Here is a 26,219-nt window from a genome sequence, read left to right on the forward strand (position 1 = left end):
TTTGCCGATTTCGCCATGACGTCGGCACGCGCGGCCACCTCGCTTCTCACGGCACGCGCGTGCGATGAGCGCGATGCCGGCGCCGCGCTCGCGCTGCTCGATCAAAGTATCGCGCTGCGTCATCGGCGCATTGCGCTGATCCGCTATCTGCTCGCGCGGGAGCTCGGTGCGCCGCTCGAAGCGCGGCATCATGCGTACGTCGAGAAAATCGCGGCCCGTCTGAGCGCGGATGCGCTCGCGCGGATCGCCGGCGCAGCGCGTGCGCGGCTGCGCCCGTAAGTCCACGCCGTATCAGGGCTTGCCGCCATCCAGCGCCGTGAGGATCTGATGCGCGGCGCTCACGCGCGCTTCGTTCGGGAAATTGCGGTTGGCGAGCATCACGATACCGATGCGCTTTTGCGGCACGAACGCGACATACGCGCCGAAGCCGTTCGTCGATCCGGTCTTGTTGATCCAGACGTTCTGCTGCGGCGGCAGCGGCGGTTTGATTGCGGTCGACGGCGTCCCGTTGAGGACCATCTCCGGCGAATTGCCGGCCAGCAAGGTCGGCAACGCGACCGGATACGGGTACTGCTCCCACATCAGATCCTGAGTCAGCACCCCGGCCTGGAAGTAGCCGGTATGCGTGTCCGTGATCGCGCGCTGCCACTGACTGTCGAGCGGAATCAGGTTCATGTTGGCCTGCACGAAACGCAGCATGTCGGCGGCGGTCGACTTCACCCCGTACGCTTCGGCGGAAATCACGCCGCCCGTCAGGCGGATGGGCGCACCGTCTTTCGCATAGCCCTGCGCATAGTCCGGCATTTTCGCCGCGGGGACGTCGATGTAGCTGTTCTTCATGCCGAGCGCCGGAAACACGCGTTGCTGCATCAGCACGGTGAAATCCTGTCCCATGGTCTTCGCGGTGATCAGGCCGAGCGTGCCGATGCCGGGATTCGAGTAAGTGCGGAACGTGCCGGGCGCATGAGCGGGCTCCCAGTCGTGGAAGTACCGCAGCAATTGCGCGTCGTTATGGATGTCGTCCGGCACCTGGAGCGGCAGACCGCCAGGTGTGTGCGTGCCGAGGTTCAGCAGGCTGACTTTGCCGAACGGGCGGCCGCGCAGCGTCGGCAGATAGCGCTCCGTGCCGTCCGACAACGACAGCTTGCCGTCGAGCTGCGCATACGACGCGAGCGTCGCCGTGAAGGTCTTGCTGACCGAGCCGAGTTCGAACAGCGTATCGCGTGTGACCGGCTTGCCGGTTTGCGTCGATGCGACGCCGTAGTTGTAGACGTAGGGCTTGCCGTCGTCGATCACGCCGATCGCCATGCCGGCGATATGGTACTTCGCCATCAGCGGCTTGATCGCGGCATCGATGGTGGGTTGGAGTTGCGCGGCGGTGGGCTCGGCCGCGTGGCCGACGGGCGAGATCGCGCAGAGCGTGAACAGCGCGAACGTGGCGGTTGTTATCAGTTTGAGCGTTCGGGTCTTCATGGCAAACGGGTCCTCGGTCGGGGGAGTGTGAATCGGCAGATCGGCGATTCGGCTGAGGCAGCACTATCGGGCTTTTGCGAACCGATGGCAAACGAGGATATGTTGCGCGGGGGTAAAGAAAAAGTTGTAGGCCGCTACGCTGGTGAAACGGTGCGCCCCGCAGCGTGTGCGGCGTGCCGCTCACGAACATGGAGACGTCGACGGCGGCGCGCCGAAGAAGTTTGTGATCGACCCGCCCGGGTTGTTGAAGGCGGCTTGAGTTTGGTTGGCCGCTAAAGCGCTGCGTGGCCTGCCGGGCACGCGGCGCTTCTGTTCGTTGATCAAGCCGCCATCACTGGCGCACCGGATAGCGAAGGCACCTGCTTGCGACGCTCGCGCGTCGGCGCGGTGCCGAACGCATCGCGATAGCTCTTCGAGAAGTGGCAGGCCGACTGGAAGCCGCAGGCCATCGTGATGTGCATGATCGACATGTCGGTCTGCAACAGCAGCTCGCGCGCGCGCCGCAGGCGCAGTGTCAGATAGTAGTGCGTCGGCGTCATGCCCAGATGTTCGCGGAACAGCCGTTGCAACTGCCGTTGCGACATGCCGGCGAGTCGTGCGAGTTCTTCGCGCGACAGCGGCTCCTCGATGTTGTTCTCCATCAGCGAGATCACTTCGAACAGCGATTTGTTGGCCGAGCCGAGCCGCGCGACGAGCGGCATCTTCTGCTGCGCGCTGGTGTCGCGCACGTGTTCGACGATGAACTGCTCGGCGATCTGCGTGACCCGAGCGGTGCCAACACGCGGCGCGATCAGGTTCAGCATCATGTCGAGCGGCGCGACGCCGCCGGTACAGGTCACGCGATCGCGATCGATCACGAATAGCTCTTTCAGAAAGCGCGTATCGGGAAACTCTTCCTTCAGCGCCGACATGTTTTCCCAATGAATCGCACACGCATAACCGGCCAGTAGGCCGCCGCGCGCGAGCGCATAGGTGCCCGTGCAAAGACTGCCCAGCACGCAGCCCATGCGCGCGAAACGGCGCAGCGCGGACAGATGCTCGGCGGTGGTGGAGCGCTGCACGTCGATGCCGCCAACCACGAACACGATGTCGGGTTGCCCGACGCATTCGACCGGCCCCGTATCGACGGATAACCCGTTGCTCGCCATGACCGGCCCGCCAGCGGGACTCACGATCGACCAGCGGTAAAGCGTCTGGCCGGTCAGATAGTTCGCCATGCGTAGCACTTCGATCGCGTTCGAGAAGGCGATCATCGTGAAGTTGGGGACCGGCATGAATGCGAAATGCGACAACGATGCCGTGCGATCGGTGGACATGGGAACGGTGATTCCTGATGTAAATGTCGCGTCGCCGTGGGGAGGGCGACTATCTGAATTCTGAGTATCAGGGCAACTACCGTGCCATCAGGCTAAACCCTTGGATACTGCGCACAAAGCCTGGAATAGCTAAGCAATCGACTGATGAAACCATCCGCGCGGCACCGGAACAGCGCGGCGACGCCCTTGCAGCGCACCCGATCGGCGCAGGAATACTGCGTTGTAGTGCAGCGCTGAGCGCGCGGATCGCGCCGACTTGTCGAAACAGGTTGCGCATGGCGGAAAAGGCAAAGAACGCGTCTGAATTCGTAAATAGACGCGCCGGGCGACCGTCAAGAATAGACCCAAGGCAAAGCGGTAGCGCGATCCCGCCGGCAACCCGTAGCGGCCTTCCCGTCAACGATCTCACGGACCTTCCATGTCGAACCCGAATCCCTTCTTCGACGACTCGCTAGCGGCGCGCGACCCGGCCGTGCGCGGCGCCATTCTGAAAGAGCTCGAGCGTCAGCAGTCGCAAGTCGAGCTGATCGCGTCGGAAAACATCGTGTCGCGCGCGGTGCTCGACGCGCAGGGCTCGGTGCTGACCAACAAGTACGCGGAAGGGTATCCGGGCAAGCGTTACTACGGCGGTTGCGAATACGTCGACGCGATCGAGACGCTGGCGCTCGATCGCATCAAGCAGCTCTTCAACGCGAAGTTTGCCAACGTGCAGCCCCATTCCGGCGCGCAGGCCAACGGCGCGGTGATGCTCGCGCTCGCGAAGCCCGGCGACACGGTGCTCGGCATGTCGCTCGACGCGGGCGGGCATCTGACACACGGCGCGAAACCCGCGATGTCGGGCAAGTGGTTCAACGCGGTGCAGTACGGCGTGCGGCGCGACACGATGCTGATCGACTACGAGCAGATCGAGGAACTGGCGCAACAGCACAAGCCGACGCTGCTGATCGCCGGCTTCTCCGCCTATCCGCGCGCGCTCGACTTCGCGCGGCTGCGCGCGATCGCCGAGGGCGCCGGTGCGAAGCTGATGGTGGACATGGCGCATATCGCCGGGTTGGTCGCGGCGGGCCGCCATGACAATCCGGTCCCGCATGCGCACGTGGTCACGTCGACCACCCACAAGACCTTGCGCGGTCCGCGCGGCGGATTCGTGCTGACCAACGACGAGGAGATCGCAAAGAAGATCAACTCTGCCGTGTTCCCCGGCTTGCAGGGCGGCCCGCTGATGCACGTGATCGCCGGCAAGGCGGTCGCATTCGGCGAGGCGCTGCAGCCGGGCTTCAAAACCTATATCGACAGCGTGCTCGCGAACGCGCGGGCATTGGGCGAGGTGCTCACATCGGGCGGCGTCGATCTGGTGACGGGCGGCACCGACAACCATCTGCTGCTGGTCGATCTGCGGCCGAAGGGGCTCAAGGGCAATCAGGTCGAACAGGCGCTGGAGCGCGCGGGCATCACCTGCAACAAGAACGGCATTCCGTTCGATACGGAGAAGCCGACCATCACCTCCGGCATCCGCCTCGGCACACCGGCGGCCACGACACGCGGCTTCGGCGTCAGCGAGTTTCGCGAGGTCGGGCGTCTGATCGTCGAGGTGCTCGATGCGCTGCGCGTATCGCCCGAAGGCGATGCCGCAACCGAACAACGCGTGCGCCGCGAGATTTTCGCGCTGTGCGAGCGCTTTCCCATTTACTGAGTACGCGTGGAGCAAACGATGAGTCAACTGCACGAGAACAGCATCATCATCGACGGGCTGAACATTTCGAAGTTCGAGCGCTCGGTGTTCGAGGACATGCGCAAGGGCGGCGTGACCGCGGTGAACTGCACGGTGTCGGTCTGGGAAAGTTTTCAGAAGACCGTCGACAACATCGCCGAAATGAAGCAGCAAATCCGCCAATACAGCGAGATCCTCACGCTGGTGCGCACCCCCGACGACATCTTCCGCGCCAAGAAAGAGAACAGGACCGGCATCATCTTCGGCTTCCAGAACGCGCATGCGTTCGAGGACAACCTCGGCTATATCGAAGCGTTCAAGGATCTCGGCGTCAACGTGGTGCAGCTTTGCTACAACACGCAGAACCTGGTCGGCACCGGCTGCTACGAACGCGACGGCGGTCTGTCCGGCTACGGGCGCGAAGTGATTCAGGAGATGAACCGCGTCGGCATCATGGTCGATCTGTCGCATGTGGGCGGCAAGACGTCGTCGGAGGCGATCGCGGCGTCGAAGAAGCCGGTGTGCTATTCGCATTGCTGCCCGTCCGGGCTCAAGGAGCATCCGCGCAACAAGACCGATGAGCAGCTGAAGGAGATCGCGGACGCGGGCGGCTTCGTCGGCGTGACGATGTTCGCGCCGTTCCTGAAGCGCGGACCGGACGCGACCGTCGAGGACTATATCGAGGCGATCGAGTACGTGGTGAACCTGATCGGCGAGGACCAGGTGGGGATCGGCACGGATTTCACGCAGGGCTACAGCACCGAGTTTTTCGACTGGATCACGCACGACAAGGGCCGTTATCGCCAGTTGACGAACTTCGGCAAGGTCGTGAATCCCGAAGGCATTCGCACGATCGGCGAGTTTCCGAACCTGACCGCCGCGATGGAACGCGCCGGCTGGAGCGAGACGCGCATCCGCAAGATCATGGGCGAAAACTGGGTACGGGTGTTCGGCGAAGTCTGGAAGGTGTGAGCTTTAGTCCTTGTTTTCATAGCAAATACGAAACGGAGTCTCCACATGCAACCCCAACTGCCTATCGACGTCGATCCGGACACCGGCGTCTGGACCACCGACGCCCTGCCGATGCTGTACGTGCCGCGCCACTTCTTCACCAACAACCACGTCGCCGTCGAGGAAGCGCTCGGCCGAGATACGTACGCCGGGATTCTCTACAAGGCCGGTCACAAGTCCGCCTATTTCTGGTGCGAGAAGGAAGCGAAGCAACATGGTCTTGCCGGCATGGCGGTATTCGAGCATTACCTGAACCGTCTGTCGCAGCGCGGCTGGGGCATCTTCACGATCATCGAAGCCGATCCGGCCAGCTCGCATGCGCGGATCGAATTGCGGCACTCGTCGTTCGTGCTCGCGCAACCTGGCAAGACCGGCAAGCTTTGCTACATGTTCGCCGGCTGGTTCGCGGGCGCGATGGACTGGGTCAACGATACCGCGCCCGACGGCGCGCGCAAGGGCCCGCCGTCGCAGTCGAAAGAAGCGCGCTGCGCGGCGGAGGGACACGAGCACTGCGTGTTCGAAGTCTCGCCGCTCGCGTCAATCTAATCCGGGCATTCCGAGGTCGATCGCGATGCGTTACCCGAACCTTTTCAAGCCGCTCACGTTGAACCAGCTGACGCTGCGCAATCGCATCGTCAGTACCGCGCACGCGGAGGTCTATGCGGAGCCGGGTGGTCTGCCCGGCGACCGTTATATCCGCTACTACGAGGAAAAGGCGAAGGGCGGAGTCGGACTCGCCGTATGCGGCGGTTCGAGCCCGGTGTCGATCGACAGCCCGCAAGGCTGGTGGAAGTCGGTGAATCTCGCCACCGACCGGATCGTCGATCCGCTCGCGCGGCTCGCCGAAGCGATGCACGCGCATGGCGCGAAAATCATGATTCAGGCCACCCACATGGGACGCCGCTCGGCGTTTCACGGCGAGCACTGGCCGCATCTGATGTCGCCGTCGGGAGTGCGCGAGCCGGTACATCGCGGCAACGCGAAGATCATCGAGGTCGAAGAGATCCGCCGCATCATCGGCGACTTCGCGGCGGCCGCGAAGCGCGTGAAGGATGCGGGCATGGACGGCATCGAGATCTCGGCGGCGCATCAGCATCTGATCGATCAGTTCTGGAGCCCGCGCACCAACTTCCGTACCGACGAATGGGGCGGCTCGCTCGAAAACCGCCTGCGTTTCGGCGTCGAAGTGTTGCAGGCGGTGCGCGCGGCGGTGGGCGCCGACTTCTGCGTCGGCCTGCGCATGTGTGGCGACGAATTCCATGAAGACGGGCTCGATCACGACCAGCTGAAGGAAATCGCCCAGGCGATGAGCGAAAGCGGCCTGATCGACTATCTCGGCGTGATCGGTTCCGGCGCGGACACCCACAATACGCTCGCCAACTGCATGCCGCCGATGGCGCTGCCGCCCGAGCCGTTCGTGCATCTCGCGGCCGGCATCAAGCAGGTCGTCAAGGTGCCGGTGATGCACGCGCAAAGCATTCGCGACGCGGGCCAGGCCGAGCGCTTGCTCGCGAGCGGCATGGTCGATCTGGTCGGCATGACGCGCGCGCAGATCGCCGATCCGCATATGGTCATCAAGATCCGCGATGACCGCGAGGACGAAATCAGGCAGTGCGTCGGCGCGAACTACTGCATCGACCGTCAGTACAACGGGCTCGACGTGCTGTGCGTGCAGAACGCGGCGACCTCGCGCGAAGCGACGATGCCGCACGTGATCGCCAGGTCGCGCGGGCCGAAGCGCAAGGTCGTGGTGGTCGGCGCGGGGCCGGCGGGGCTCGAAGCGGCGCGCGTCGCGAAGTCGCGCGGTCACGACGTGGTGCTGTTCGAAAAGAGCGATCACGTGGGCGGCCAGATCATGCTGGCGGCGAAAGCGCCGCAGCGCGAGCAGATGGCGGGCATCGTGCGCTGGTTCGACATGGAGACGAAGCGCCTCGGCGTGGACCGCCGCCTCGGTGTCGCCGCCGACGAGCGGACCATCATGGCCGAGAAGCCCGACATCGTCGTGCTCGCCACCGGCGGTTCGGCGTTCACGTCGCAGGTCGCGGCGTGGGGCGTCGACGCGGGGCTCGCGGTCAGTTCGTGGGACGTGCTGGCCGGCAAGGTCGAGCCGGGCAGGAACGTGCTCGTGTACGACGGCGTCAGCACGCATGCGGGGGCGGGTGTGGCCGATTTCATCGCGAGCCGCGGCGCCAACGTGGAGATCGTCACGCCCGACGTGAAGGTCGCCGACGACGTCGGCGGCACCACGTTCCCGATCTTCTATCGCCGTCTGTACGCGCAAGGCGTGATCCATACGCCCAATTACTGGCTCGACAGGGTGTACGAGGAGGACGGCAAGAAGATCGCCGTGATCCGCAACGAGTACACCGAGGAGCAGGAGGAGCGCGCGGTCGATCAGGTGGTGATCGAAAACGGCAGTACGCCGAACGACCGGCTTTACTGGCAGCTGAAGCCTGAATCGGTCAATCGCGGCCAGGTCGACGTGCACAAACTGTTCGCGTCCGAACCGCAGCCGTGTCTCGACGAGCAGCTCGGCGACGGCCGCTTCCTGCTGTTCCGGGTCGGCGACTGCATCTCGATGCACAACATTCACGGCGCGATCTACGACGCGCTGCGCCTTTGCAAGGATTTCTGACGATGAGCCCCGTGTTTGTCATCACCGTCCTGCTGTGGGTGTCGGTGGCCGGTCTCGCGTTCGCGCTGGCGCGCCGCGCCGCATACTGGCGCGAGGGCCGTGCGACCGTCGCGGGCGCCTATGGCTGGGCCAATCTGCTCGCGATCCCGAAGCGTTACTTCGTCGACCTGCATCACGTGGTCGCGCGCGATCCGTATATCGCCCGCACGCACGTTGCCACGGCGGGCGGAGCGATCCTCGCGATGGCGCTCGTGTTCGTCAACTACGGTCTCGCGATCTACTCGCCGTGGCTCGACAAACTGATCTTTCTCGCCGCGCTGGCGATGCTGATCGGCACGGTGTTCGTGTGGCGCCGCCGGCATGGCGCGAAGACGGTGCCGGCGCGACTCTCGCGCGGCCCGTGGGATCAGTTGCCGTTGCTACTGGGCGCGTTCGCGCTCGGTCTCGCGCTGTTCATCGCGCTTCCGGCGACTATGATGTCCGGTGCGCTCGCGGTGATCGTCGCGCTGCTGATCGCGGCGGGCGCGTTCACGATGACGTTCGGCGCGGCGCGTGGCGGCCCGATGAAACATGCGTTGGCCGGACTGCTGCATCTCGCGTTTCATCCGCGCCAGGAGCGCTTTGCCGATTCCACCGCAGCGCGTCACGCTGGCGATGCCGTGCCGCCCACCGCGCTTAAAACCCCGCTGCTCGACGCAAAGGAATACGGCGTCGGCAAGCCGGTCGAATTCCGTTGGAACCAGTTGCTCAGCTTCGACGCCTGCGTGCAATGCGGCAAATGCGAAGCGGCGTGCCCCGCGTTCGCGGCCGGTCAGCCGCTCAATCCGAAGAAGCTGATTCAGGATCTGGTAACCGGCATGGTCGGCGGCACCGACGCGCAGTACGCAGGCAGCCCGACGCCCGGCATTCCGGTCGGCAAGCACGCGGGCGCGCCCGCCAAGCCGCTGATCTCGACGCTGATCGAAGCGGACACGCTGTGGTCCTGCACGACCTGCCGCGCCTGCGTGCAGGAGTGCCCGATGCTGATCGAGCACGTGGACGCGATCGTGGACATGCGCCGCAATCAGACGCTCGTCGAAGGCAGCGTGCCGGGCAAGGGGCCGGCGACGCTCGCGAATCTGCGCGAAACCGGCAGCCTCAACGGCTACGACATCGGCGCGCGCTACGACTGGGCCGTCGATCTGCAGGTGCAGGTCGCGCAGCCGGGCCGTCACGTGGACGTGCTGCTGATCGCCGGCGAAGGCGCGTTCGACATGCGCTATCAGCGCACGCTGCGCGCGCTCGTCAAGGTGCTGAACCGCGCGGGCGTCGATTACGCGGTGCTGGGCGGTGTCGAGACCGATACCGGCGACACCGCGCGGCGGCTCGGCGACGAAGCGACGTTCCAGCAACTGGCCCGTACGCTGATCGGGACGCTCGCGCAGTACTCGTTCGCGCGCATCGTTACCGCCGATCCGCATGTGCTGCATAGCCTGCGCAACGAGTATCGTGCGCTCGGCGGGATCTATCAGGTCCAGCATCACACGGCGCTGATCGACGAACTGATCGCGAGCGGCAAGCTGTCGCCGCGCGCGGCCGCCGCCGTCGCGGCGCGCAACATCACGTATCACGACCCGTGCTATCTGGGCCGCTACAACGGCGAGACGGAAGCGCCGCGCCGGGTGCTGAAGAGCATCGGCATCCAGGTGGTCGAGATGGAGCGTCACGGCCTGCGTGGACGCTGCTGCGGCGGTGGCGGCGGTGCACCGCTGACCGATATTCCCGGCAAACGGCGGATTCCCGACATCCGTATCGACGACGTGCGCGCGAGCGGCGCGGAGATCGTCGCGGTCGGCTGTCCGAATTGCACCGCGATGCTCGAAGGGGTGGTGGGGCCGCGACCGGAAGTGCTGGACGTGGCCGAACTGGTCGCCGCGGCGCTGGAGTAACGCGATGATGAATACGCTCAATCGAATCGATCCGCGCCGGCCGTTCACGGTGACGGCACAGGGACTCAGGCGCATCACGCTCGGCGTCGTTGGCATCGCGGACGCCGGCGGCAGTGCGTCGCTGGCTGATGCGCGTCACTCCGCGCATCGCGAACAGCCGAAGCCGCGCCGCACGACGGCCGCGCCGCGCCATGTGCTGCTGGTCGCGGCGCACGCGGAGCGCGGCGCGCTCGATGAACATGCGCGCCAGACGCTCGCGGCCGCCGCGCTGATCGCGGACACGCACAGCGAAGTCGTGCTGCTGGTGTTCGGCGAATTCACCGGCGATGCCGCCGCGCTCGGCGCCGACAAGCTGATCGAATTGCCGATGTTCGACCGCCGCACGTACGCGCCGGACGATGAACTGAATGCGCTGGCGGCCTGCGTCGCGGCCTATGCGCCAGCCCATGTCTTGCTGCCCGACAACGCGACCGGCGACGGCGACCTCGGCCGCCGCTATGCGGCGGCGGCCGATGCAAGCGTCGCGACGCACGTCGTCGAGATCGCTGCCGGGCACGTGTGCACCTATATTCGCGCGAATTCGGCGCTCGCCAGCCGCGCGCTGCCCGAGGTCGTGCTGCTCGAGCCGAATGCGGTCGATCCGAAGCTGCCGTTCGTCGGCGCGGGCGAGCGGGTCGCGTGGCGCTTCGAGCGCGAAGCGGACAGCACGGTCGCGCAACGCGCGATATGCGATCTCGGCATCGACAAAATCGACGCCGCGCAGGTCGCGCTGGAAGAGGCGGATTTCATCGTGTCGGCGGGCAACGGCGTCAGCGACGTGCCCGCGTTCGAGCGACTCGCGACCACCCTCGGCGCGGCGATCGGTGCCAGCCGGGTTGCCGTCGACGACGGCAAGTTCACGCGCGACAAGCAGATCGGCGCGACCGGCAAGACCGTCGAGGCGAGCGTGTATATCGCGTTCGGCATCTCGGGGGCGGTGCAGCATCTGCAAGGCATCAAGGATTGCCGCCATGTGATCGCGGTGAATCTCGACGCGAGCGCGCCGATCGCGAAGCGCGCGAATCTGACCGTGATCGCCGACGCGCAGGAAACCATCGCGGCGCTCAACGAGGCGGCGGCCGCGGCGCGCGGTGCCCGCGCGACCTCGGCCGCGCTGCTGCGGCCGGGCAAGCTTGCCGAAGGAGTGCTCGCATGAAGATCGGCGTGCTGGTTTCAGTCGGACGTCACCCGGTCAGCGGCGTCGCGCGCTACAGCCGCAACGATGCGGCGGCGTTGACGCTGGCGCTGTCGCTCGTCAGAACGCATGGCGCGACGCTCGACGTGCTGCACGCGGGCGATCCGTCGAATGCCGCGTTGAACGAATATCTGGCGCTCGGCGCGCGTTCGGTCGAAGTGCTCGAGATGCCGCCCGACGCCGATCCTGCGTCGCAACTCGCCGGGCGTTTGCGTGGCTACGAACTGGTGCTGACCGGCACGCGCGCCGAAGGCGGTTTCGATAGCGGCATGCTGCCGTATCGCGTCGCGCATGCGCTGGCGGTGCCGCTCGTCGGCGCCGCCGTCGATCTGGCGCTGCGCGACGGTCGAGCGCAGGTCCGGCAGTTCATGCCGAAGGGCCTACGACGGCGCGTCGAAGTGCGGCTGCCGGCATTGGTTGCCGTGCATCCGCTCGCGAACGTCGCGACGTCGTACGCGTATGCACGGATGCGCGAAGGCACGATCGAGCGCGCCGTCGCGCCGCTCGCCGACGCGCGGCAAGGCACCACTCCCGAACAGTCCGCATGGACGATCGGCCCCGCCACAGCGAAACCGGTGCGCCTCGCCGCCGCCGAAAAGCGCTCAGGCCACGCGCGCATGCTGTCGGCGACGACGACCGAGAGCCGCGGCGGCAGCGTCGTAATTGAAGGGAGTTCCGTCGAAAAAGCACAAGTGATACTCGCGTATTTGCGCGAGCATCAACTGGTGGATTACTGAATTCCGGCTCGGGCCAGCATGCGACCAGGAGGGCCTGGCGCGGCGCCAGACGTGACACGCAACGGAGCAAACAATGAAAGTTTCCGCAGACGTTCGCGCAATGATCGAACGCCGCAAGCAGAATTACACGCTGGAAGCGCCGTTCTATACCAGCGAGCCCATCTTCGCGCTCGACATCGACGCGATTTTCCGTCGGCACTGGATTCAGGTCGCGGTCGAGCCCGACGTGCCCGAGCCGGGCGACTATGTGACGGTCGAGATCGGCGACGATTCGATCCTGATCGTGCGCGACGACGACATGCGGGTGCGTGCGTTTCATAACGTATGCCGCCACCGCGGCGCGCGTCTGTGCAATACCGGCAAGGGCTCGCTCGGCAATATCGTCTGTCCGTATCACAGCTGGACGTATAGCCTCAATGGCGACCTGATGTTCGCCGAGCACATGGGCGAGCAGTTCGAGCGCTGCAAACATAGTCTGAAAGCGGTGCATGTCGAAAATCTCGCCGGACTGATTTTCATCTGCCTCGCCGAGCAGCCGCCCGCCGATTTCGCCGTGATGCGCGCCGCGATGGAACCGTATCTGTTGCCGCACGATCTGGCCGGCTGCAAGATCGCCGCGTCGATCGACATCATCGAGGAGGGCAACTGGAAGCTGACGATGGAAAACAATCGCGAGTGCTATCACTGCGTGGCGAACCATCCGGAACTGACCATCTCGCTGTACGAATACGGTTTCGGTTATCAGCGCACGCCGGCGAACGAGGAGGGCATGGCCGCGTTCGAGACGACGGTCGCGCGCCGCACCGCGCAGTGGGAGGCGATGCAGTTGCCGTCGGCGGAAATAGAGCGGCTCGCCGACCTGGTCACCGGGTTTCGTACGCAACGTCTGCCGCTCGATCGCGACGGCGAATCGCAGACGCTCGACGCGAAGGTCGCCTCGAAGAAGCTGCTCGGCGGTTTGAAGCATGCGGATCTCGGCGGCCTGTCGTTCTGGACCCAGCCGAACTCGTGGCATCACTTCATGAGCGACCACATCGTCAGTTTCTCGGTGATTCCGCTGTCGGCCGGCAAGACGCTGGTGCGCACCAAATGGCTCGTGCACAAGGACGCGCGCGAAGGCATCGATTACGACCTCGACAATCTGACCGCCGTGTGGCGCGCGACCAACGACCAGGATCGCGCGCTCGTCGAATATTCGCAGCGCGGCGCGAGGAGCAGTGCGTATGAGCCGGGTCCTTATTCGCCGTGCACCGAAGGACTCGTCGAAAAGTTCTGCGAGTGGTATATCGGCCGTCTCGCGGATTACGACGCGAACTCACGGGCGGTGCACGACGAGAAAGTCGTGTCGTTCGTGCGCTGAGCGCAAGACCGCAATGAGGAGCGGGGGACAACCATGATGCGCGATCAGGCCATGTTTCAACCGGACATCGAGCAGACTTCGCAGAATCCAGCTGACGCTCCGAGCCGCGTTACGCAGCCGCGCTTCTGGGACGCGCTGCCGGCGCGCTGGAACGGCGACGCCGACGACACGCTGGAGTGCTGCCAGGTCCGCAGCGAAACGCACGACGTGAAGAGTTTCTTCTTCCGCGCGCCATCCGGTCGGGCGTTCGTGTTCGAGCCGGGGCAATTCATCACGCTGGAGTTGGAGATTGACGGCGAGCGCGTCAATCGCTGCTATACGATCTCGTCTGCGCCCACCCGGCCGCATACGATTTCGATCACCGTCAAGCGCGTGCCGGGCGGACCGGTGTCCAACTGGCTGCACGACCATCTGCATGCGGGTATGCAGGTACGCGTGCTGGGCCCAGCCGGCGAATTCACCTGCGCGCGGCATCCGGCGCGCAAGTTGCTGTTTTTGTCGGCGGGCTCGGGCATCACGCCGCTGATGTCGATGAGCCGCGCGCATCATGAACTCGGCGAGGACAGCGATATCGTCTTCGTGCACAGCGCGCGCACGCCGGACGACATCATCTTCGCGCGCGAGCTCGATCTGATCGCCGCCAATCAGGCGCATTTCCGCACCGCGTTCGTCTGCGAACGCGTGGGCACGCGCACCAATTGGCCCGGCATCACCGGCTTTCTGACGCTGCCGCTGCTGAAACTGATTGCGCCGGATTTTCTGGAGCGCGAGATTTTCACGTGCGGCCCCGCGCCGTATATGCAGGCGGTGCGCAATCTGCTCGATGAAGGCGGCTTCGATCGCCAGCACTATCACGAGGAAAGCTTCTCGTTCGAGACCGTCAGCGAAGTGGCCGCGCAATTGGCCGAAGCGCATGTCGCGCACACGCTGAGCGATGCGTGCGCGCCGGCCGAAACCGCCACGCGTTTCAAGGTGAGCTTCACGCGCAGTCATCGCGAGATCGAGTGCGGCGGCGGCCAGCATGTGCTCGATGCGGCGAAGCAGGCGGGCGTGCGGCTGCCGGCGTCGTGCACGCAAGGCATGTGCGGCACCTGCAAGGTGAAGCTCGTGTCCGGCGAAGTGGCGATGAAGCACGCGGGCGGTATCCGTCAGCGCGAGATCGATCAGGGCATGGTGCTGCTGTGCTGTAGCAAGCCGCTGACCGATCTCGTCGTCGACAAGTAATACGACTGATAACACCGCAAGAACACGGCAAACACTGGGCGGATTGGCGTGGATGTCGCATGCGGACAACTGCATGTCGAAAAACAACGCTACCCGGCAATTCTGGTTGGCGATTCTAAATACGCGATGTGCGGTTCGATGGCAAACGCGTCAATGGGCAAATGGATCAACGGGAGAACGTCGATGAGACTGATCGGAAAGGTAGTGGTGGCAAGCACGTTGGGGGTGATGCTGGCGGCGGTCAGTGCGGGCGTGTCGGCCGATTCGAAACCGACCATCAAGATCGGTTACGTGGAGGGCTGGGACGACAGCGTGGCGACCTCGAACGTGGCCGCCGAGGTGATCGAAAAACGCCTCGGTTATCAGGTGCAACTGGTGCCGGTGGCGGCCGGCGTGATGTGGCAGGGCGTGGCGCGCGGCGATCTCGACGCGACGCTGTCCGCGTGGCTGCCGGTCACGCACGGCGCCTACTGGAACAACTTCAAGGACAAGGTGGTCGACCTCGGGCCGAACTTCAACGACGCGAAGATCGGTCTGATCGTGCCGGACAACGCGGACGTGAAGAGCGTCGGCGATCTGCAGGCGAAGAAGGCGGAGTTCGGCGCGCGCATCGTCGGCATCGACGCCGGCGCGGGCGTGATGCAGAAAACCAGCGAGGCGATCAAGGCCTATGGGCTCGACTATCAGCTGATGCCGAGTTCCGGAAGCGCGATGACCGCCGAACTGGCGCGCTCGGAGGCGGCCAGCAAGCCGATCATCGTGACCGGATGGAAGCCGCACTGGATGTTCGCCAAGTACAAGCTGAAGTTCCTCGACGATCCGAAGAAGGTATTCGGTGAAGCCGAGCACGTGGATAGCGTGGTGAATCCCGAGCTCGAGAAAAAAGCGCCGACAGTGGTCGCGTTCCTGAAGAAGTTCCAATGGAAGCCGGGCGAGATCGACACGGTGATGCTGGCCACGCAGAATGGCGAAAAACCGGCCGCAGCGGCCGACGCGTGGGTCAGCGCGCATGCGGACCGGGTGGATAGCTGGGTGAAGTAACTCGGCCTGGCGTCGGCGCAGCACACGAAAACGCCGCTTTTCAGCGGCGTTTTTCTGTTTACCGCAGCACGACGGTGCGCTCGCCGTTGATGAACACACGCCGCTCGACGAACGCCTTGACCGCGCGCGCGAGCGTAATGCATTCGACGTCGCGTCCGGTCGTCAGCAGCCGTTCGGGACTGTACGAGTGATCGACCGGTTCGACTCCCTGCTCGATGATCGGACCTTCGTCGAGATCGTCGGTGACGAAATGCGCGGTGGCGCCGATTACCTTGACGCCGCGCGCATGGGCCTGATGATACGGTCTCGCTCCCTTGAAACCGGGTAGGAACGAATGGTGGATATTGATCGCGCGCCCGGCGAGCGCCCGGCTCGTTTCGGCGGACAGGATCTGCATGTAGCGCGCGAGAATCAGCAGTTCCGCGCCGGACGTATCGAACAGCTCGAGCAGGCCGGCTTCCTGTTGTGGCTTCGTGTCGGCTGTAATCGGCAGATGATGGAACGGCAGGCCGTGCGCTCGCACGAGCGGTTCGAGATCGCGATGATTGGAGCCGATGCCGACGATGTCCATCTTCAGTTCGCCCATGCGCCAGCGAAACAGCAGGTCGGCGAGACAGTGTTCGAGCCTGGAAACCATGATCAGGACTTTCGGCCGGCTCGACAGATCGTGGATCGCCCACGTCATCCGGAAGCGTTCGGCGATCGGCGCGAATTCCTGCTTCAGCATGGCGATCTGCAGCGCATCGTCGCGATCGACGTGGTGAAACACGCAGCGCACGAAAAAGCGCTCGCTCAGTTCGTCGTCGAATACGGTGAGTTCGTCGACATAGCAACGATGCCGTTCGAGAAAGCCAGCGACGGCGGCAACCTGGCCCGCCGCGCTCGGACACGCGACGGTGAGAACCCCTTGAGCAGGACGGGAAATGGCGGACATAAGCTCTCCACATTGACGATCAGGCGAGGCCGCGGGGTGCGGCGCGCATCGTCGCAGTAGAGCAAATCGGGCGATAACGCGGATAGAAGCTAACCGCCGTTGCGCTGGAATGGGAGCGCCAGGAGGATCTGCCGTGCTAATCCGCAGGCTCCGCCGCGAGCCTTCGCTTCAGCGTATCGATTAACGCGCGCACCTTCGCCGGCGGGTGACTCGTCGGCGGGAATACGGCCTGAATGCTCGCCGGTGCGCTCGCCCATTCGGGCAGCAGCCGGATCAGCCGTCCCGCCGCGACGTCGTCCGCGATCGAAAAATCCGTCAACAGACCGATGCCGCCGCCCGCGAGCGTCGCCGCGCGGCAGGCATCGGCCGTGTTGACGCGCAACGCGGACGCGCAGCGCACGCTCGCGATCTTGCCGTCGACGTGCCGCAAATCGAGCATCAACGGATGCGGCAGCACCGACAACGCGCAATAGGGCAGCGTCTCCAGTGCGGCCGGCGTGCCCGGCATGCCCCACGTCCGCAGGAACTCCGGACTCGCGACGAGCCATTTGACGAAGCTGCCGAGCTTCACTGCGCGATAGTTGGAATCCGCGAGGCGACCAAGCCGGATCGCTACATCGATGCCATCGGCGATCAGATCGACGTAGCGGTCGCTGCTCAGCAGCTCGACGTCGAGCTGCGCATGCGTGCGGCGCAATTCGACCAGCGCGGGCGCGACGACGAGCGTGCCGTAGTCGTTCGGCGCACTGACGCGCAGCGTGCCGCGCACCGGCGAGGTTTCCCCGCCGAGCGCGTTCAGCGCGTCCTCGGTGGCGCGCAGAATCTTCACGCTCGCCTCGTAGAACGTGCGGCCCGCCTCGGTGACGCCGAGCCGCCGGGTGGTGCGCACCAGCAGGCTCGCGCCGACTTCCGCCTCGAGCCTCTGCATGTGCGTGCTGACCATCGTCTTCGCGAGCCCGAGCCGCGTCGCGGCGGCGCTCAGCGAGCCCGCGTCGATGACCGCGACGAAGATCGCGAGGCGGTTCAGGTTCACGTTGCGCACATCGGCCATGATCGATTGTCCATTCTCGCTTGACTGTGTTTCCCGGATTATCGGGCTTCCGCGCGACAGTGCCTACGCCTTATGCTGGGCGTGTCATTCAACGTATCCGGAGCCATCCATGCCCGCTGCCAGACCCACCGAGCCTATCAAGCTGTATACGACGCTGCTTTCAGGCCACGGTCATCGCGTGAAGCTGTTTCTGACGCTGCTCGATCTGCCGTTCGAGGTCATCGAGCTGAACATGAAGGCGGGCGACAACCGCAAGCCCGAGTACCTCGCGCTGAACCCATTCGGTCAGGTGCCGACGATTCAGGACGGCGAGCTCACGCTGTTCGATTCGAACGCGATTCTGGTCTATCTGGCGAAGCGCTATGGCGACGCATCGTGGCTGCCGGACGATCCGCGCGGCGCCGCGGCGGTGCAGCGCTGGCTGTCGCTCGCGGCTGGCCAGATCGCCTACGGGCCGTGCGCGGCGCGGCTCGTGACCGTGTTCGGCGCGCCGCTCGACCACCAACGTGCGAAGCAGATCGCCGTCAAGCTGTTCGACGTGATCGACGAGGAGCTTGCCGGTAAGCCGTTCGTGGCTGGCGCGAACGTCACGATCGCCGATATCGCCGCGCACACGTATATCGCTCACGCGCCCGAGGGCGGCGTGTCGTTGCAGCCGTATCCGAACATTCGCACGTGGCTGCAGCGCGTGGAGGCACTGCCGCGTTTCATCGCGATGCCTTCGACGAAGGCGGGCTTGCTGGCGGCGTGATACGCGTTGACGGCTGCGTCAGATCTTGCAAAGGAGTCCGATCATGTCCGAGTTCGTCCCGTTGAATAACTGGGCAAGCGCCGCGTCGCCGTTTCATGCCGGCGAGCAGGATGCGCAGCAGCGCGCGAATGTGCGTGAGGTGGCCGAGTCGATGGGACGTCGGGGCATTCGCCGATTCATGCCTGAGCAGCATCGCGAGTTCTTTGCCGCGCAGCCGTTCGTCGTGATTGGCGGCGTCGATGCGAGCGCTCAGCCGTGGGCGACGCTGCGTGCGGGTGCGCCGGGTTTCGTCTCGTCACCGGATGCGCGGACACTGCGCATCGAAGGTGGCACATTGGCTGGCGATCCGCTCGCCGCGGGTTGGCGGGAAGGCGCGCAGCTCGGTGCGCTGGGCATCGAGCCGCGTACGCGGCGGCGCAATCGGGCAAATGGCGTCGTCCGGTCCGTGGCAGGCGACACGTTGCAGGTTGAAGTCATGCAGAGCTTCGGCAATTGCCCGAAGTATATCCAGAGCCGCGCGCCGTCTTTCATCGAGCGGGACCCGGCCGCGACGCGCGCGCAGCCCGAGATCGCCACGCTTCTGAGCAGTGCCGACCGCGAGTTGCTCGCGAGCGCGGACACGTTCTTTATCGCCAGCGCGAATCTGAGCGAGGAAGCGGGCCCGGGAAAGGGGATCGACGTTTCCCATCGCGGCGGTGCGCCGGGCTTCGTGCGCGTGGACGACGCAACTACGCTGACCACGCCCGACTACAGCGGCAACCGCTTTTTCAACACGATCGGCAACCTCGTGCACGATCCGCGCGCGGGTCTGCTGTTTATCGACTTCGCAACCGGCGATCTGCTTTATCTGGCGGTGCTAGCAGAGATCATCTGGGACGGCGACGAACTCGCGGCATTTGCGGGCGCGCAGCGGCTCGTGCGGTTTCATGTGAGCGAAGTGCGGCGCAGTCGCGGCGCGTTGCCGTTCCAATGGTCGGAGGTCGAACTGGCGCCGCAGTTTCTGCCAAAGGTTCGAGAAAGCGCCTGAGCCGATGCGCACGCGCGTGCTTTAGCTGGGTACGCGCGCCGTTTTACTGCGCATTCCGGCCGAGCCGATAAGACACGCCGAGTCTGGTGGCCAGTTGCCATACATAGACTCGCGAGTACGAAATGCCAAACTGACGGCTTATCAGCTCGCGCATGCGCGCATTGCTCCAGCCGTCGGCGTCGAAGCCATAGTCCCGCGGCGAGGCCCTCAGCGCCTGGGCCAACCAGTCCAGATCCGCCACCGCGAGTGCGGAATGGCGGCCGCCGACGCTCATGTTTCTCAGCGCCTCGAGCCCGCCTTGTTCCAATAGCTTGCGATATCGCTCGACGGTGGTCTTTGCCATGCCCATCTGTCTCGCGACCTCGGCCGCAGCGACGCCGTCGAGCAGTTTCTTGCCCGCCGTGAGACGCCGTGCGACGGTCGGCAAATCGTCATTTGGTCGATGCATCGGAGAACTCCGCCGTTGGGTCCGCTGACCGGACTGCAATCGGTTATGGGGTAGACAGTGAGGAGGGCGCGCCACCTACAGATAATCGAAAAGTCGCCTGCTGTGTCCAAAAGAATAAAAAATCAATCGCGTCTTTCCTCTGATAGAAAATCACGCAAGCCGCCCGTAAGGCGGTTACACGATGTTTTCTTTCTAAAATATTAAATATCTCTCTTGCGATTGAATTTAACGTTTGCTAACCTGATTGACGTGATTTTAAACAGTCGGCTCGCTCTGGCAGCCCGGATAGCGCCAGGCCGCATATGGCTTGACGTCAGGCGCTTTTAAGTGCGGGCAGCAGCTCGGAAGACTGAACCGTTTGAGTGCGCGGATTCCTGTTTTGCGAATGTAATTGGAATGCATCTTTCGATGCAGGATGGCGACTCGCCGGAAAGCTGGAAAAAAGGTGCTGAAGATTGAAAATCCTTCGCGGCGTTTTTCCAGCGGATTATATGTAAACGGGACATTCGCGCAGCGTGGCGTTGTGAAGCGTGACTCCAGTAACCACCCGCTTAATTTTAGCTGAGTCGTTGAATGCCGGAAGTATTTTGTGGGGGTAGTTTCCGACTCGATACGCATAACCGCGATAAAAGCTGACAGCGCTTTCATCGGTTGCCATTTGGGCGCTTGCAAGCTGGCGGTAAGGAGAACGACATGAACATGGATAGGACCCGCGATATTGCCGCGATGCTACTGCGTGCCGCGAAACGCAAAAGACTCGTGACTTATCAGGAACTGCACGCGCTTTTCGCTCGCGACGAACCGTTGCAAAGCCGCTATCGCGCATTGGAGGACGCGGCGCGTTCACTGAGCGATTGCGCGTCGCTCGACTACGGCTGCCTGATGAGCCTCGACAACGGCCTGCCGGGCGATGACTTCTTTAATCGCTTCAGGCACGGCAGGCCGCGTGAGTACGAAAAGGTGATGGGCTTCGGATCGGCGGGACGCTCGATGACGAAGAAGCGACTGATTGCGGATGCCGAGCGTCTGCGCGTGTTCGAACATGCATCTCAGATCGCGGCAAGTGGGAGGGTGGCGAACACGTTGCGCCCGTATGCCACGTCGAAATGCACGTAGCCCATTCACAGTCGCTCAACGACGACACGCTCGCCGGTTGAGAGAAATGCGAAACGTCTCTAAGCCACAAGGCAATAGCCGACTATAAAAAATCCGCGCGAGCCGCGATAGCGGCATTGGCTTTCGCTACCAAGCTTATTCTCGTGGTGCGCAAAGCGGTATTTAACAGTTGTCTAATTTCGGCATGTGGCGTGCGTAAATTAATCTGTACGCACGGCCGCGTCTTAATTCATGAGGGCTCTGATTGGGGGGGCCGCCCATAAAAATTGGAATTGAATTGTTGCGCCAGTTTTGTTGGTCACTGAATCGGGCTGCACCCGGCGTCAGTTGTGGCAGGCGAAAGAGCCGCGGTTCGGACGATTCGCGATGGTCACCGGGCACCGGTGTGTGCATCACTTGTGGCGGAGGGCCGACACGCGGCACGCGCATCGACGGTGGCCTGTGCGATGCGTACTGGAAGCATTTTTCTGAAGCATCCACAATTTGACATAAGATAAATTATCAACATTTGTGATGTCAGAGCTTTTTAGAAATGTCCGGTTCTGGCTCATTAGAAATGTCCGGTTTCCTGCTCCGGGCTGGCTGCTGTGGCGCATGCTGCGGCATCACAGCCAGCCCGGAGCCAGACCATGAACGGACGTGGATTCATCACGATCAGCATGCACGAGCTCGAGCGCGTGAAGATCATCGAGGCGGTCGTCCAGCATCGCCTGACGGGCGTACTGGCGGCTGAACGGCTGCAGCTGTGTGAGCGTCAGGTCAGCCGGCTCGTGCGGCGTTACGAGGCGGCGGGACCGGCCGGGCTGGTTTCAGCGCGGCGTGGACAGCCCAGCAACCGCGAACTGCCGGTGGATGTCCGTGCGCGGGCCATGGCGCTGGTGCGCGAACGCTATGCCGATTTTGGGCCGACGCTGGCCTGCGAGAAGCTGCGTGAATGTCACGGCGTGATGCTTGCGAAGGAAACCGTGCGGCGCTGGATGCGTGAGGCCGGGCTGTGGATTCCCCGCAAACAGCGGCCGCCGAAGCTGCATCAGCCGAGAAACCGTCGTGCCTGCCTGGGTGAACTGGTGCAGATCGATGGCAGCGATCACCGGTGGTTTGAGGACCGGGCGCCGGCCTGCACGCTGCTGGTGTTCATCGACGATGCAACGGGCCGGCTGATGGCGCTGCACTTCACGGCGACCGAGTCGACCTTCAGCTACTTCGAGGCGATGCGCGCGTACCTGGAACAGCATGGCAAGCCGGTGGCGCTGTACAGCGACAAGGCCAGCGTCTTCCATTGCAACAGCCATTCGGCGACGCCTGGCAAGGGTGTGACGCAGTTTGGCCGCGCGCTGTACGAGCTCAATGTGGATACGTTCTGCGCCAACAGCAGTCAGGCGAAGGGGCGCGTCGAGCGCGCGAACCTGACGTTGCAGGATCGTCTCGTGAAGGAACTGCGGCTACGCGGCATCACCACGAAGGAGGCCGCCAATGCGTACGCGCCCCACTTCATCGCTGACTTTAACGGCCGGTTTGGCAAGATGCCGCGGAGCACCTTCGATGCACACCGGCCGCTGCGTGCCGACGACGATCTTGATCTGATCCTGACGGTTCGTGTGCCGCGGCGCGTGTCGAAGGTGCTGACGGTCCAGTACGACCGGGTGATCTATCTGCTGGAAGACACGGTCGCCAACCGCAGGCTGATTCACCGTTATCTGGATGTGTTCGAGTATCCGGATGGGCGCATCGAGATCCGGGTGAATGGCGCTGCCCTGCCCTGTGTGCCGTATGACCGGCTCTCGGAGATCGATCAGGCGGCGGTGGTCGATAACAAGCGGCTGGGACACACGTTGCAGCTGGCGCAGGTGATTCAGGCGCAGCGCGATGACCGGCGCGCGTCAGGCTCGCCATCGAGGACCAATCAGGGCGAGGCACCACGCTCGAAGGAGCGCAAGGTGGGCACCCGCAAGCAGCGCGAGCTGACCCGGGCGCAGTTGAATGAAGCGATTCTGGGAACTGCCGGAATGCGGGTTGGCTCGGTGCTCAAAAGCCCCCTAACATAGAGATTTCTGAACCTCAAAACCGGACATTTCTAAAAAGTCGCAACCCGGACATTTCTATCTGGCCTCGACATGTGATGTAACGGCAAAACTGTAATGTCGTACCTAAGCAAAGCTGAAGCGTCGCAGTCGCAGCATTTTCCAAATCGGCCCAACGAGATTTACCAAAGCTGTCAGAGAAGTCCGCTTTAGATTTAATGATCGAGCTCAATCGCCTGAGGGCTTTATGTACGCTGGCGCACATTGTGCGCGCCTCGTAGGGGATATTTTTCAATACGGTCGTAGAATAAAAAGCGAATGGAAATTTGGGCTATGGACACCCTGACAGACGTGCGTGGGCATACAGAGACTAAGCGGATTCGAATCGACAAAAGCGTCGCTTTGAAGTCTTTTGATGACGTGATTCCGCAGGAGACGATCGTCGAAATCAACGACTTCATCGACCACCTATTTGGCACGACGGCACCGCGCTCGCAGTCCGGCGCAGAGATTGCAGAGATGCTGCGTCGCGGTCAGGCCTTTCGCGAACTCGAACAGACGATCTGCGCGAATGCGCGCGCGATGGCCGCGAAGTTCGGTCGGACAAACTTACCGACTGAGCCGTTCCACGTACTGCGCTGTGCGAGCAAGACTTCGTTGACCGAGAGCCACTGCCGCCACTACGACTCGCACCTGCTGACGCTGCTGATTCCGCTTCAGCTCGCACCCGACGGAGTTCACAACGGCGACCTCGTGATGTACCGCAAGCCGCGCCTGTCCGTAACGACGCTGACCAACGTGATCTGCAAGATGCGCCATGGCTTCCTGCAAAGCCTGCCGCTCAGCTGGCGCAGTTGGCATACCTTGCATGATCTGCGGGTCGGCAACTGCAAGCGCATTCCGGTCAAGCCGGGCAGCGTCTACGAATTCAACGGCTTCGCACTTCAGCATGCGAACCTCGACGTACAGAACGGACAGCGGCGCACGCTCCTCATTCACTACTACGACCCAGGCCACTCGCTCGGTCTGAGCGGCGTGCTGCGGCGCGGACGGATCGGCTGAGGTCCGCCTCGCAAGCCTGAAATCGTCCACGTTGGCTTACCGATTCCGCAATCGCACATCGTAAGTCCTCCTGAATCGAACCAGAGGCCTTGCTTGCGATCGCAATGCACAAATGCACCACGGCCCGCGGCACGCCCGCCGCTGCGCGCGCCTGCCATCGCACTGCCCTATCGCGCCGACAAAGCAAGCGGATTTCACTTTGCCTTTAATCCGGCATAGACTGAATTTTCCGTTAGACGCTTTCTCCGCACTTGCCGTGGCGATTGCCGTGCGCGGCGACGGATGTTTTTGTCGTGCTCCACGAGCCGATGGCAGCCTAACCGGTTCGTGCCTGATCAACACTGAAAAGGGACGACTTATCATGGCCGATACCGGTTACATGGCACGCAAAACCGTTGCTGATATCGTCGCCAGCGCCGACGCCGAAGAAGGCCGTCACCTGTCGAAAACGCTGGGCGCGACGAGTATCACCGCGATGGGCATCGGCGCGATCATCGGCGCAGGCATCTTCGTGCTGACGGGGACCGCCGCCGCGCAGTTCGCGGGGCCGGCCATCACGCTGTCGTTCGTGCTGGGCGGCATCGCGTGCGCGTTCGTCGGCCTGTGCTATTCGGAGCTTGCGGCGATGCTGCCCGTGTGCGGGAGCAGCTACACGTACACGTATGCGACGCTCGGCGAGATCTTCGCGTGGATGATCGGCTGGGACCTGATCCTGGAGTACGCGATGGGCGCCGCGACCGTTGCGGTCGGTTGGTCCGGCTATGTCGTGAGCCTGTTGCGCAACGTCGGCATCGACATTCCACCTACCCTCGCCGCCGCCCCCGGCACCGTCGTCAAACTGGCCGATGGCTCGACGGTCACCGGCGTGATCAACCTGCCGGCGGTGTTGATCATCGCGATCCTGACCACGTTGCTCGTGTTGGGGACCAAGGAGTCGGCGCGGCTCAACAACGTGATGGTCGCGATCAAGCTGACCGTGGTGGTCGCGTTTATCGCCGTCGGCGTGTTTTTCATCAAGCCGGAACACTGGCATCCGTTCATTCCTGCCAATACCGGCCAGTTCGGCAGTTTCGGCATGAGCGGTATTCTGCGCGGCTCGGCCGTGGTGTTCTTCGCGTTCATCGGCTTCGATGCGGTGTCGACCGCCGCGCAGGAAGCGCGACAGCCGCAGCGCGACATGCCGATCGGCATTCTCGGCTCGCTGATCATCTGTACGGTGCTGTACATCCTCGTCGCCGGCGTGCTGACCGGCCTCGTTGCGTACCCCGAGCTGAACGTTCCTGATCCGATCGCCAAGGGCGTCGACGTGATCGGGCTCACGTGGTTCTCGATCCTGATCAAAATCGGCGCGTTGACGGGGCTGACCACCGTGATACTCGTGCTGCTCTATGGACAAAGCCGCATCTTCTTCACGATGTCGCAAGACGGTTTGTTGCCGCACTTTTTCTCGAGGGTCCATCTGCGTCTGCATACACCCTATCTGAGTCAGATCCTGATCGGCACCGTCGTCGCGATCGTCGCGGCGCTGACACCGATCGGCGTGCTCGGCGAGATGGTCAGCATCGGCACCCTGTTCGCGTTCGTCCTCGTGTGCGGCGCGGTGATCTATCTGCGGCGCAGCGACGCCGAGGCGACGCGTCCATTCCGGGCGCCCGGCGTGCCGGTCGTGCCAGTGCTCGGCATCCTGTTCTGCCTGCTGCTGATGGTCGGCTTGCCGCTCGTCACGTGGCTGCGGCTCGTCGTGTGGCTCGTGATCGGCATGACGATTTATCTGTCATACGGGCGCAACCATTCGGCGTTGCGGCATCCGGAGCGCAAACGTACGTGAGTGTGTGGCGACTCGGAATATTATTTTCAGGCGCATCGATTTCGATGACAATTGCATGCCTTTGAATTGCGGCAATTGCTGGATGGCAATTGACATGTAATTGACAATTACCATTCAAGATCTCGTCTGCGAGCGGGAATCCCCCGGTCGTGACCGCTGTGTCCGCCGCCTGGTGGTTGCCTGGTGGTCGCGAGTCCATTCCACTCGCGGCCACCAAGAATAAATTGACAAGCCACCCAGACACGGTAGGATCAATAGAAATCTTTTCCCCGTATTAACGCACCCACACACGTTCTGAATAGTTAATTCGA

General features: G+C 63.5%; 23 protein-coding genes. 17 read left to right on the forward strand and 6 right to left on the reverse strand.

Annotation, left to right across the window (positions count from 1 at the left end):
• Positions 1 to 15: 15 nt before the first annotated feature.
• Complete coding sequence (locus OKW38_RS37730; RefSeq protein ID WP_018425089.1) at positions 16 to 279, forward strand: hypothetical protein; 264 nt, start codon at positions 16 to 18, stop codon at positions 277 to 279.
• Between the two features lie 12 nt (positions 280 to 291).
• On the opposite strand, the gene ampC is transcribed toward OKW38_RS37730, so the two are convergent.
• Together ampC and OKW38_RS37740 are read right to left on the reverse strand one after the other, a co-directional pair.
• Positions 292 to 1,473 carry a class C beta-lactamase gene (ampC, locus tag OKW38_RS37735; RefSeq protein WP_429365438.1) on the reverse strand — a complete coding sequence of 394 codons (1,182 nt, stop codon included), beginning with the start codon at positions 1,471 to 1,473 and terminating at the stop codon, positions 292 to 294.
• Between the two features lie 320 nt (positions 1,474 to 1,793).
• Positions 1,794 to 2,789: a GlxA family transcriptional regulator gene (locus OKW38_RS37740; protein WP_090810018.1), complete on the reverse strand. Its 996-nt coding sequence runs from the start codon at positions 2,787 to 2,789 to the stop codon at positions 1,794 to 1,796.
• A 418-nt stretch (positions 2,790 to 3,207) separates the two neighbouring features.
• Between OKW38_RS37740 and OKW38_RS37745 the strand changes: the two genes are divergently transcribed.
• The 10 genes from OKW38_RS37745 to OKW38_RS37790 all read left to right on the forward strand — a co-directional run bounded on the left by OKW38_RS37745 (position 3,208) and on the right by OKW38_RS37790 (position 15,670).
• On the forward strand, positions 3,208 to 4,482 hold the full coding sequence (locus OKW38_RS37745; RefSeq protein WP_429365439.1) for a serine hydroxymethyltransferase: 1,275 nt from the start codon (positions 3,208 to 3,210) through the stop codon (positions 4,480 to 4,482).
• A gap of 18 nt (positions 4,483 to 4,500) precedes the next feature.
• Positions 4,501 to 5,472 carry a dipeptidase gene (locus OKW38_RS37750; protein WP_184046864.1) on the forward strand — a complete coding sequence of 324 codons (972 nt, stop codon included), beginning with the start codon at positions 4,501 to 4,503 and terminating at the stop codon, positions 5,470 to 5,472.
• Positions 5,473 to 5,517: 45 nt separating this feature from the next.
• Positions 5,518 to 6,057 (forward strand): DUF5943 domain-containing protein, encoded by a 540-nt coding sequence (locus OKW38_RS37755; protein ID WP_429365440.1) that lies wholly within the window; start codon positions 5,518 to 5,520, stop codon positions 6,055 to 6,057.
• Positions 6,058 to 6,082: 25 nt separating this feature from the next.
• A complete protein-coding gene (locus tag OKW38_RS37760) occupies positions 6,083 to 8,146 on the forward strand; it encodes an FAD-dependent oxidoreductase (RefSeq protein ID WP_429365441.1) in 2,064 nt (687 codons plus the stop codon).
• A gap of 2 nt (positions 8,147 to 8,148) precedes the next feature.
• Positions 8,149 to 10,074 (forward strand): (Fe-S)-binding protein, encoded by a 1,926-nt coding sequence (locus OKW38_RS37765; RefSeq protein ID WP_429365442.1) that lies wholly within the window; start codon positions 8,149 to 8,151, stop codon positions 10,072 to 10,074.
• Positions 10,075 to 10,081: 7 nt separating this feature from the next.
• Positions 10,082 to 11,269, forward strand: a complete 1,188-nt coding sequence (locus tag OKW38_RS37770) for an electron transfer flavoprotein subunit alpha/FixB family protein (protein WP_429365583.1) — start codon at positions 10,082 to 10,084, stop codon at positions 11,267 to 11,269.
• Positions 11,266 to 12,045, forward strand: coding sequence for an electron transfer flavoprotein subunit beta/FixA family protein (locus tag OKW38_RS37775; protein ID WP_429365443.1), 780 nt, complete (start codon positions 11,266 to 11,268; stop codon positions 12,043 to 12,045). The genes OKW38_RS37770 and OKW38_RS37775 overlap by 4 nt, the downstream gene beginning before the upstream one ends.
• A 73-nt stretch (positions 12,046 to 12,118) precedes the next feature.
• Positions 12,119 to 13,405 carry an aromatic ring-hydroxylating oxygenase subunit alpha gene (locus tag OKW38_RS37780; RefSeq protein ID WP_429365444.1) on the forward strand — a complete coding sequence of 429 codons (1,287 nt, stop codon included), beginning with the start codon at positions 12,119 to 12,121 and terminating at the stop codon, positions 13,403 to 13,405.
• Between the two features lie 33 nt (positions 13,406 to 13,438).
• A complete protein-coding gene (locus OKW38_RS37785; RefSeq protein ID WP_429365445.1) occupies positions 13,439 to 14,629 on the forward strand; it encodes a 2Fe-2S iron-sulfur cluster-binding protein in 1,191 nt (396 codons plus the stop codon).
• Between the two features lie 183 nt (positions 14,630 to 14,812).
• On the forward strand, positions 14,813 to 15,670 hold the full coding sequence (locus OKW38_RS37790) for a glycine betaine ABC transporter substrate-binding protein (protein WP_429365446.1): 858 nt from the start codon (positions 14,813 to 14,815) through the stop codon (positions 15,668 to 15,670).
• Positions 15,671 to 15,728: 58 nt separating this feature from the next.
• On the opposite strand, the gene purU is transcribed toward OKW38_RS37790, so the two are convergent.
• Both purU and OKW38_RS37800 read right to left on the reverse strand, forming a co-directional pair.
• A complete protein-coding gene (gene purU, locus OKW38_RS37795) occupies positions 15,729 to 16,604 on the reverse strand; it encodes a formyltetrahydrofolate deformylase (protein ID WP_429365447.1) in 876 nt (291 codons plus the stop codon).
• Between the two features lie 136 nt (positions 16,605 to 16,740).
• On the reverse strand, positions 16,741 to 17,655 hold the full coding sequence (locus OKW38_RS37800; RefSeq protein ID WP_429365448.1) for a LysR family transcriptional regulator: 915 nt from the start codon (positions 17,653 to 17,655) through the stop codon (positions 16,741 to 16,743).
• A gap of 109 nt (positions 17,656 to 17,764) precedes the next feature.
• Between OKW38_RS37800 and OKW38_RS37805 the strand changes: the two genes are divergently transcribed.
• Together OKW38_RS37805 and OKW38_RS37810 are read left to right on the forward strand one after the other, a co-directional pair.
• Positions 17,765 to 18,406, forward strand: a complete 642-nt coding sequence (locus tag OKW38_RS37805) for a glutathione S-transferase family protein (RefSeq protein ID WP_429333896.1) — start codon at positions 17,765 to 17,767, stop codon at positions 18,404 to 18,406.
• Between the two features lie 43 nt (positions 18,407 to 18,449).
• On the forward strand, positions 18,450 to 19,433 hold the full coding sequence (locus OKW38_RS37810; protein ID WP_429365449.1) for a pyridoxamine 5'-phosphate oxidase family protein: 984 nt from the start codon (positions 18,450 to 18,452) through the stop codon (positions 19,431 to 19,433).
• A 43-nt stretch (positions 19,434 to 19,476) separates the two neighbouring features.
• On the opposite strand, the gene OKW38_RS37815 is transcribed toward OKW38_RS37810, so the two are convergent.
• Complete coding sequence (locus OKW38_RS37815; protein WP_090809994.1) at positions 19,477 to 19,881, reverse strand: helix-turn-helix domain-containing protein; 405 nt, start codon at positions 19,879 to 19,881, stop codon at positions 19,477 to 19,479.
• 255 nt (positions 19,882 to 20,136) lie between these two features.
• Positions 20,137 to 20,529 carry a hypothetical protein gene (locus OKW38_RS37820; protein WP_429365450.1) on the reverse strand — a complete coding sequence of 131 codons (393 nt, stop codon included), beginning with the start codon at positions 20,527 to 20,529 and terminating at the stop codon, positions 20,137 to 20,139.
• Positions 20,530 to 20,574: 45 nt separating this feature from the next.
• On the opposite strand from OKW38_RS37820, the gene OKW38_RS37825 reads away from it, so the two are divergent.
• From OKW38_RS37825 to OKW38_RS37840, 4 genes are all read left to right on the forward strand, one after another.
• The gene (locus OKW38_RS37825; protein WP_187611365.1) at positions 20,575 to 20,997 is read left to right on the forward strand and encodes a hypothetical protein; all 423 of its coding nucleotides are present in this window, start codon (positions 20,575 to 20,577) and stop codon (positions 20,995 to 20,997) included.
• A gap of 629 nt (positions 20,998 to 21,626) precedes the next feature.
• Positions 21,627 to 23,042, forward strand: a complete 1,416-nt coding sequence (locus OKW38_RS37830; RefSeq protein ID WP_090812898.1) for an ISNCY family transposase — start codon at positions 21,627 to 21,629, stop codon at positions 23,040 to 23,042.
• Between the two features lie 378 nt (positions 23,043 to 23,420).
• On the forward strand, positions 23,421 to 24,080 hold the full coding sequence (locus OKW38_RS37835) for a hypothetical protein (RefSeq protein ID WP_429333893.1): 660 nt from the start codon (positions 23,421 to 23,423) through the stop codon (positions 24,078 to 24,080).
• A 361-nt stretch (positions 24,081 to 24,441) separates the two neighbouring features.
• Positions 24,442 to 25,908 (forward strand): amino acid permease, encoded by a 1,467-nt coding sequence (locus OKW38_RS37840; RefSeq protein WP_429365451.1) that lies wholly within the window; start codon positions 24,442 to 24,444, stop codon positions 25,906 to 25,908.
• The last annotated feature ends 311 nt before the right edge of the window (positions 25,909 to 26,219 follow it).

It is taken from the genome of Paraburkholderia sp. MM5496-R1 (assembly GCF_050436205.1).
GTDB lineage: Bacteria > Pseudomonadota > Gammaproteobacteria > Burkholderiales > Burkholderiaceae > Paraburkholderia > Paraburkholderia tuberum.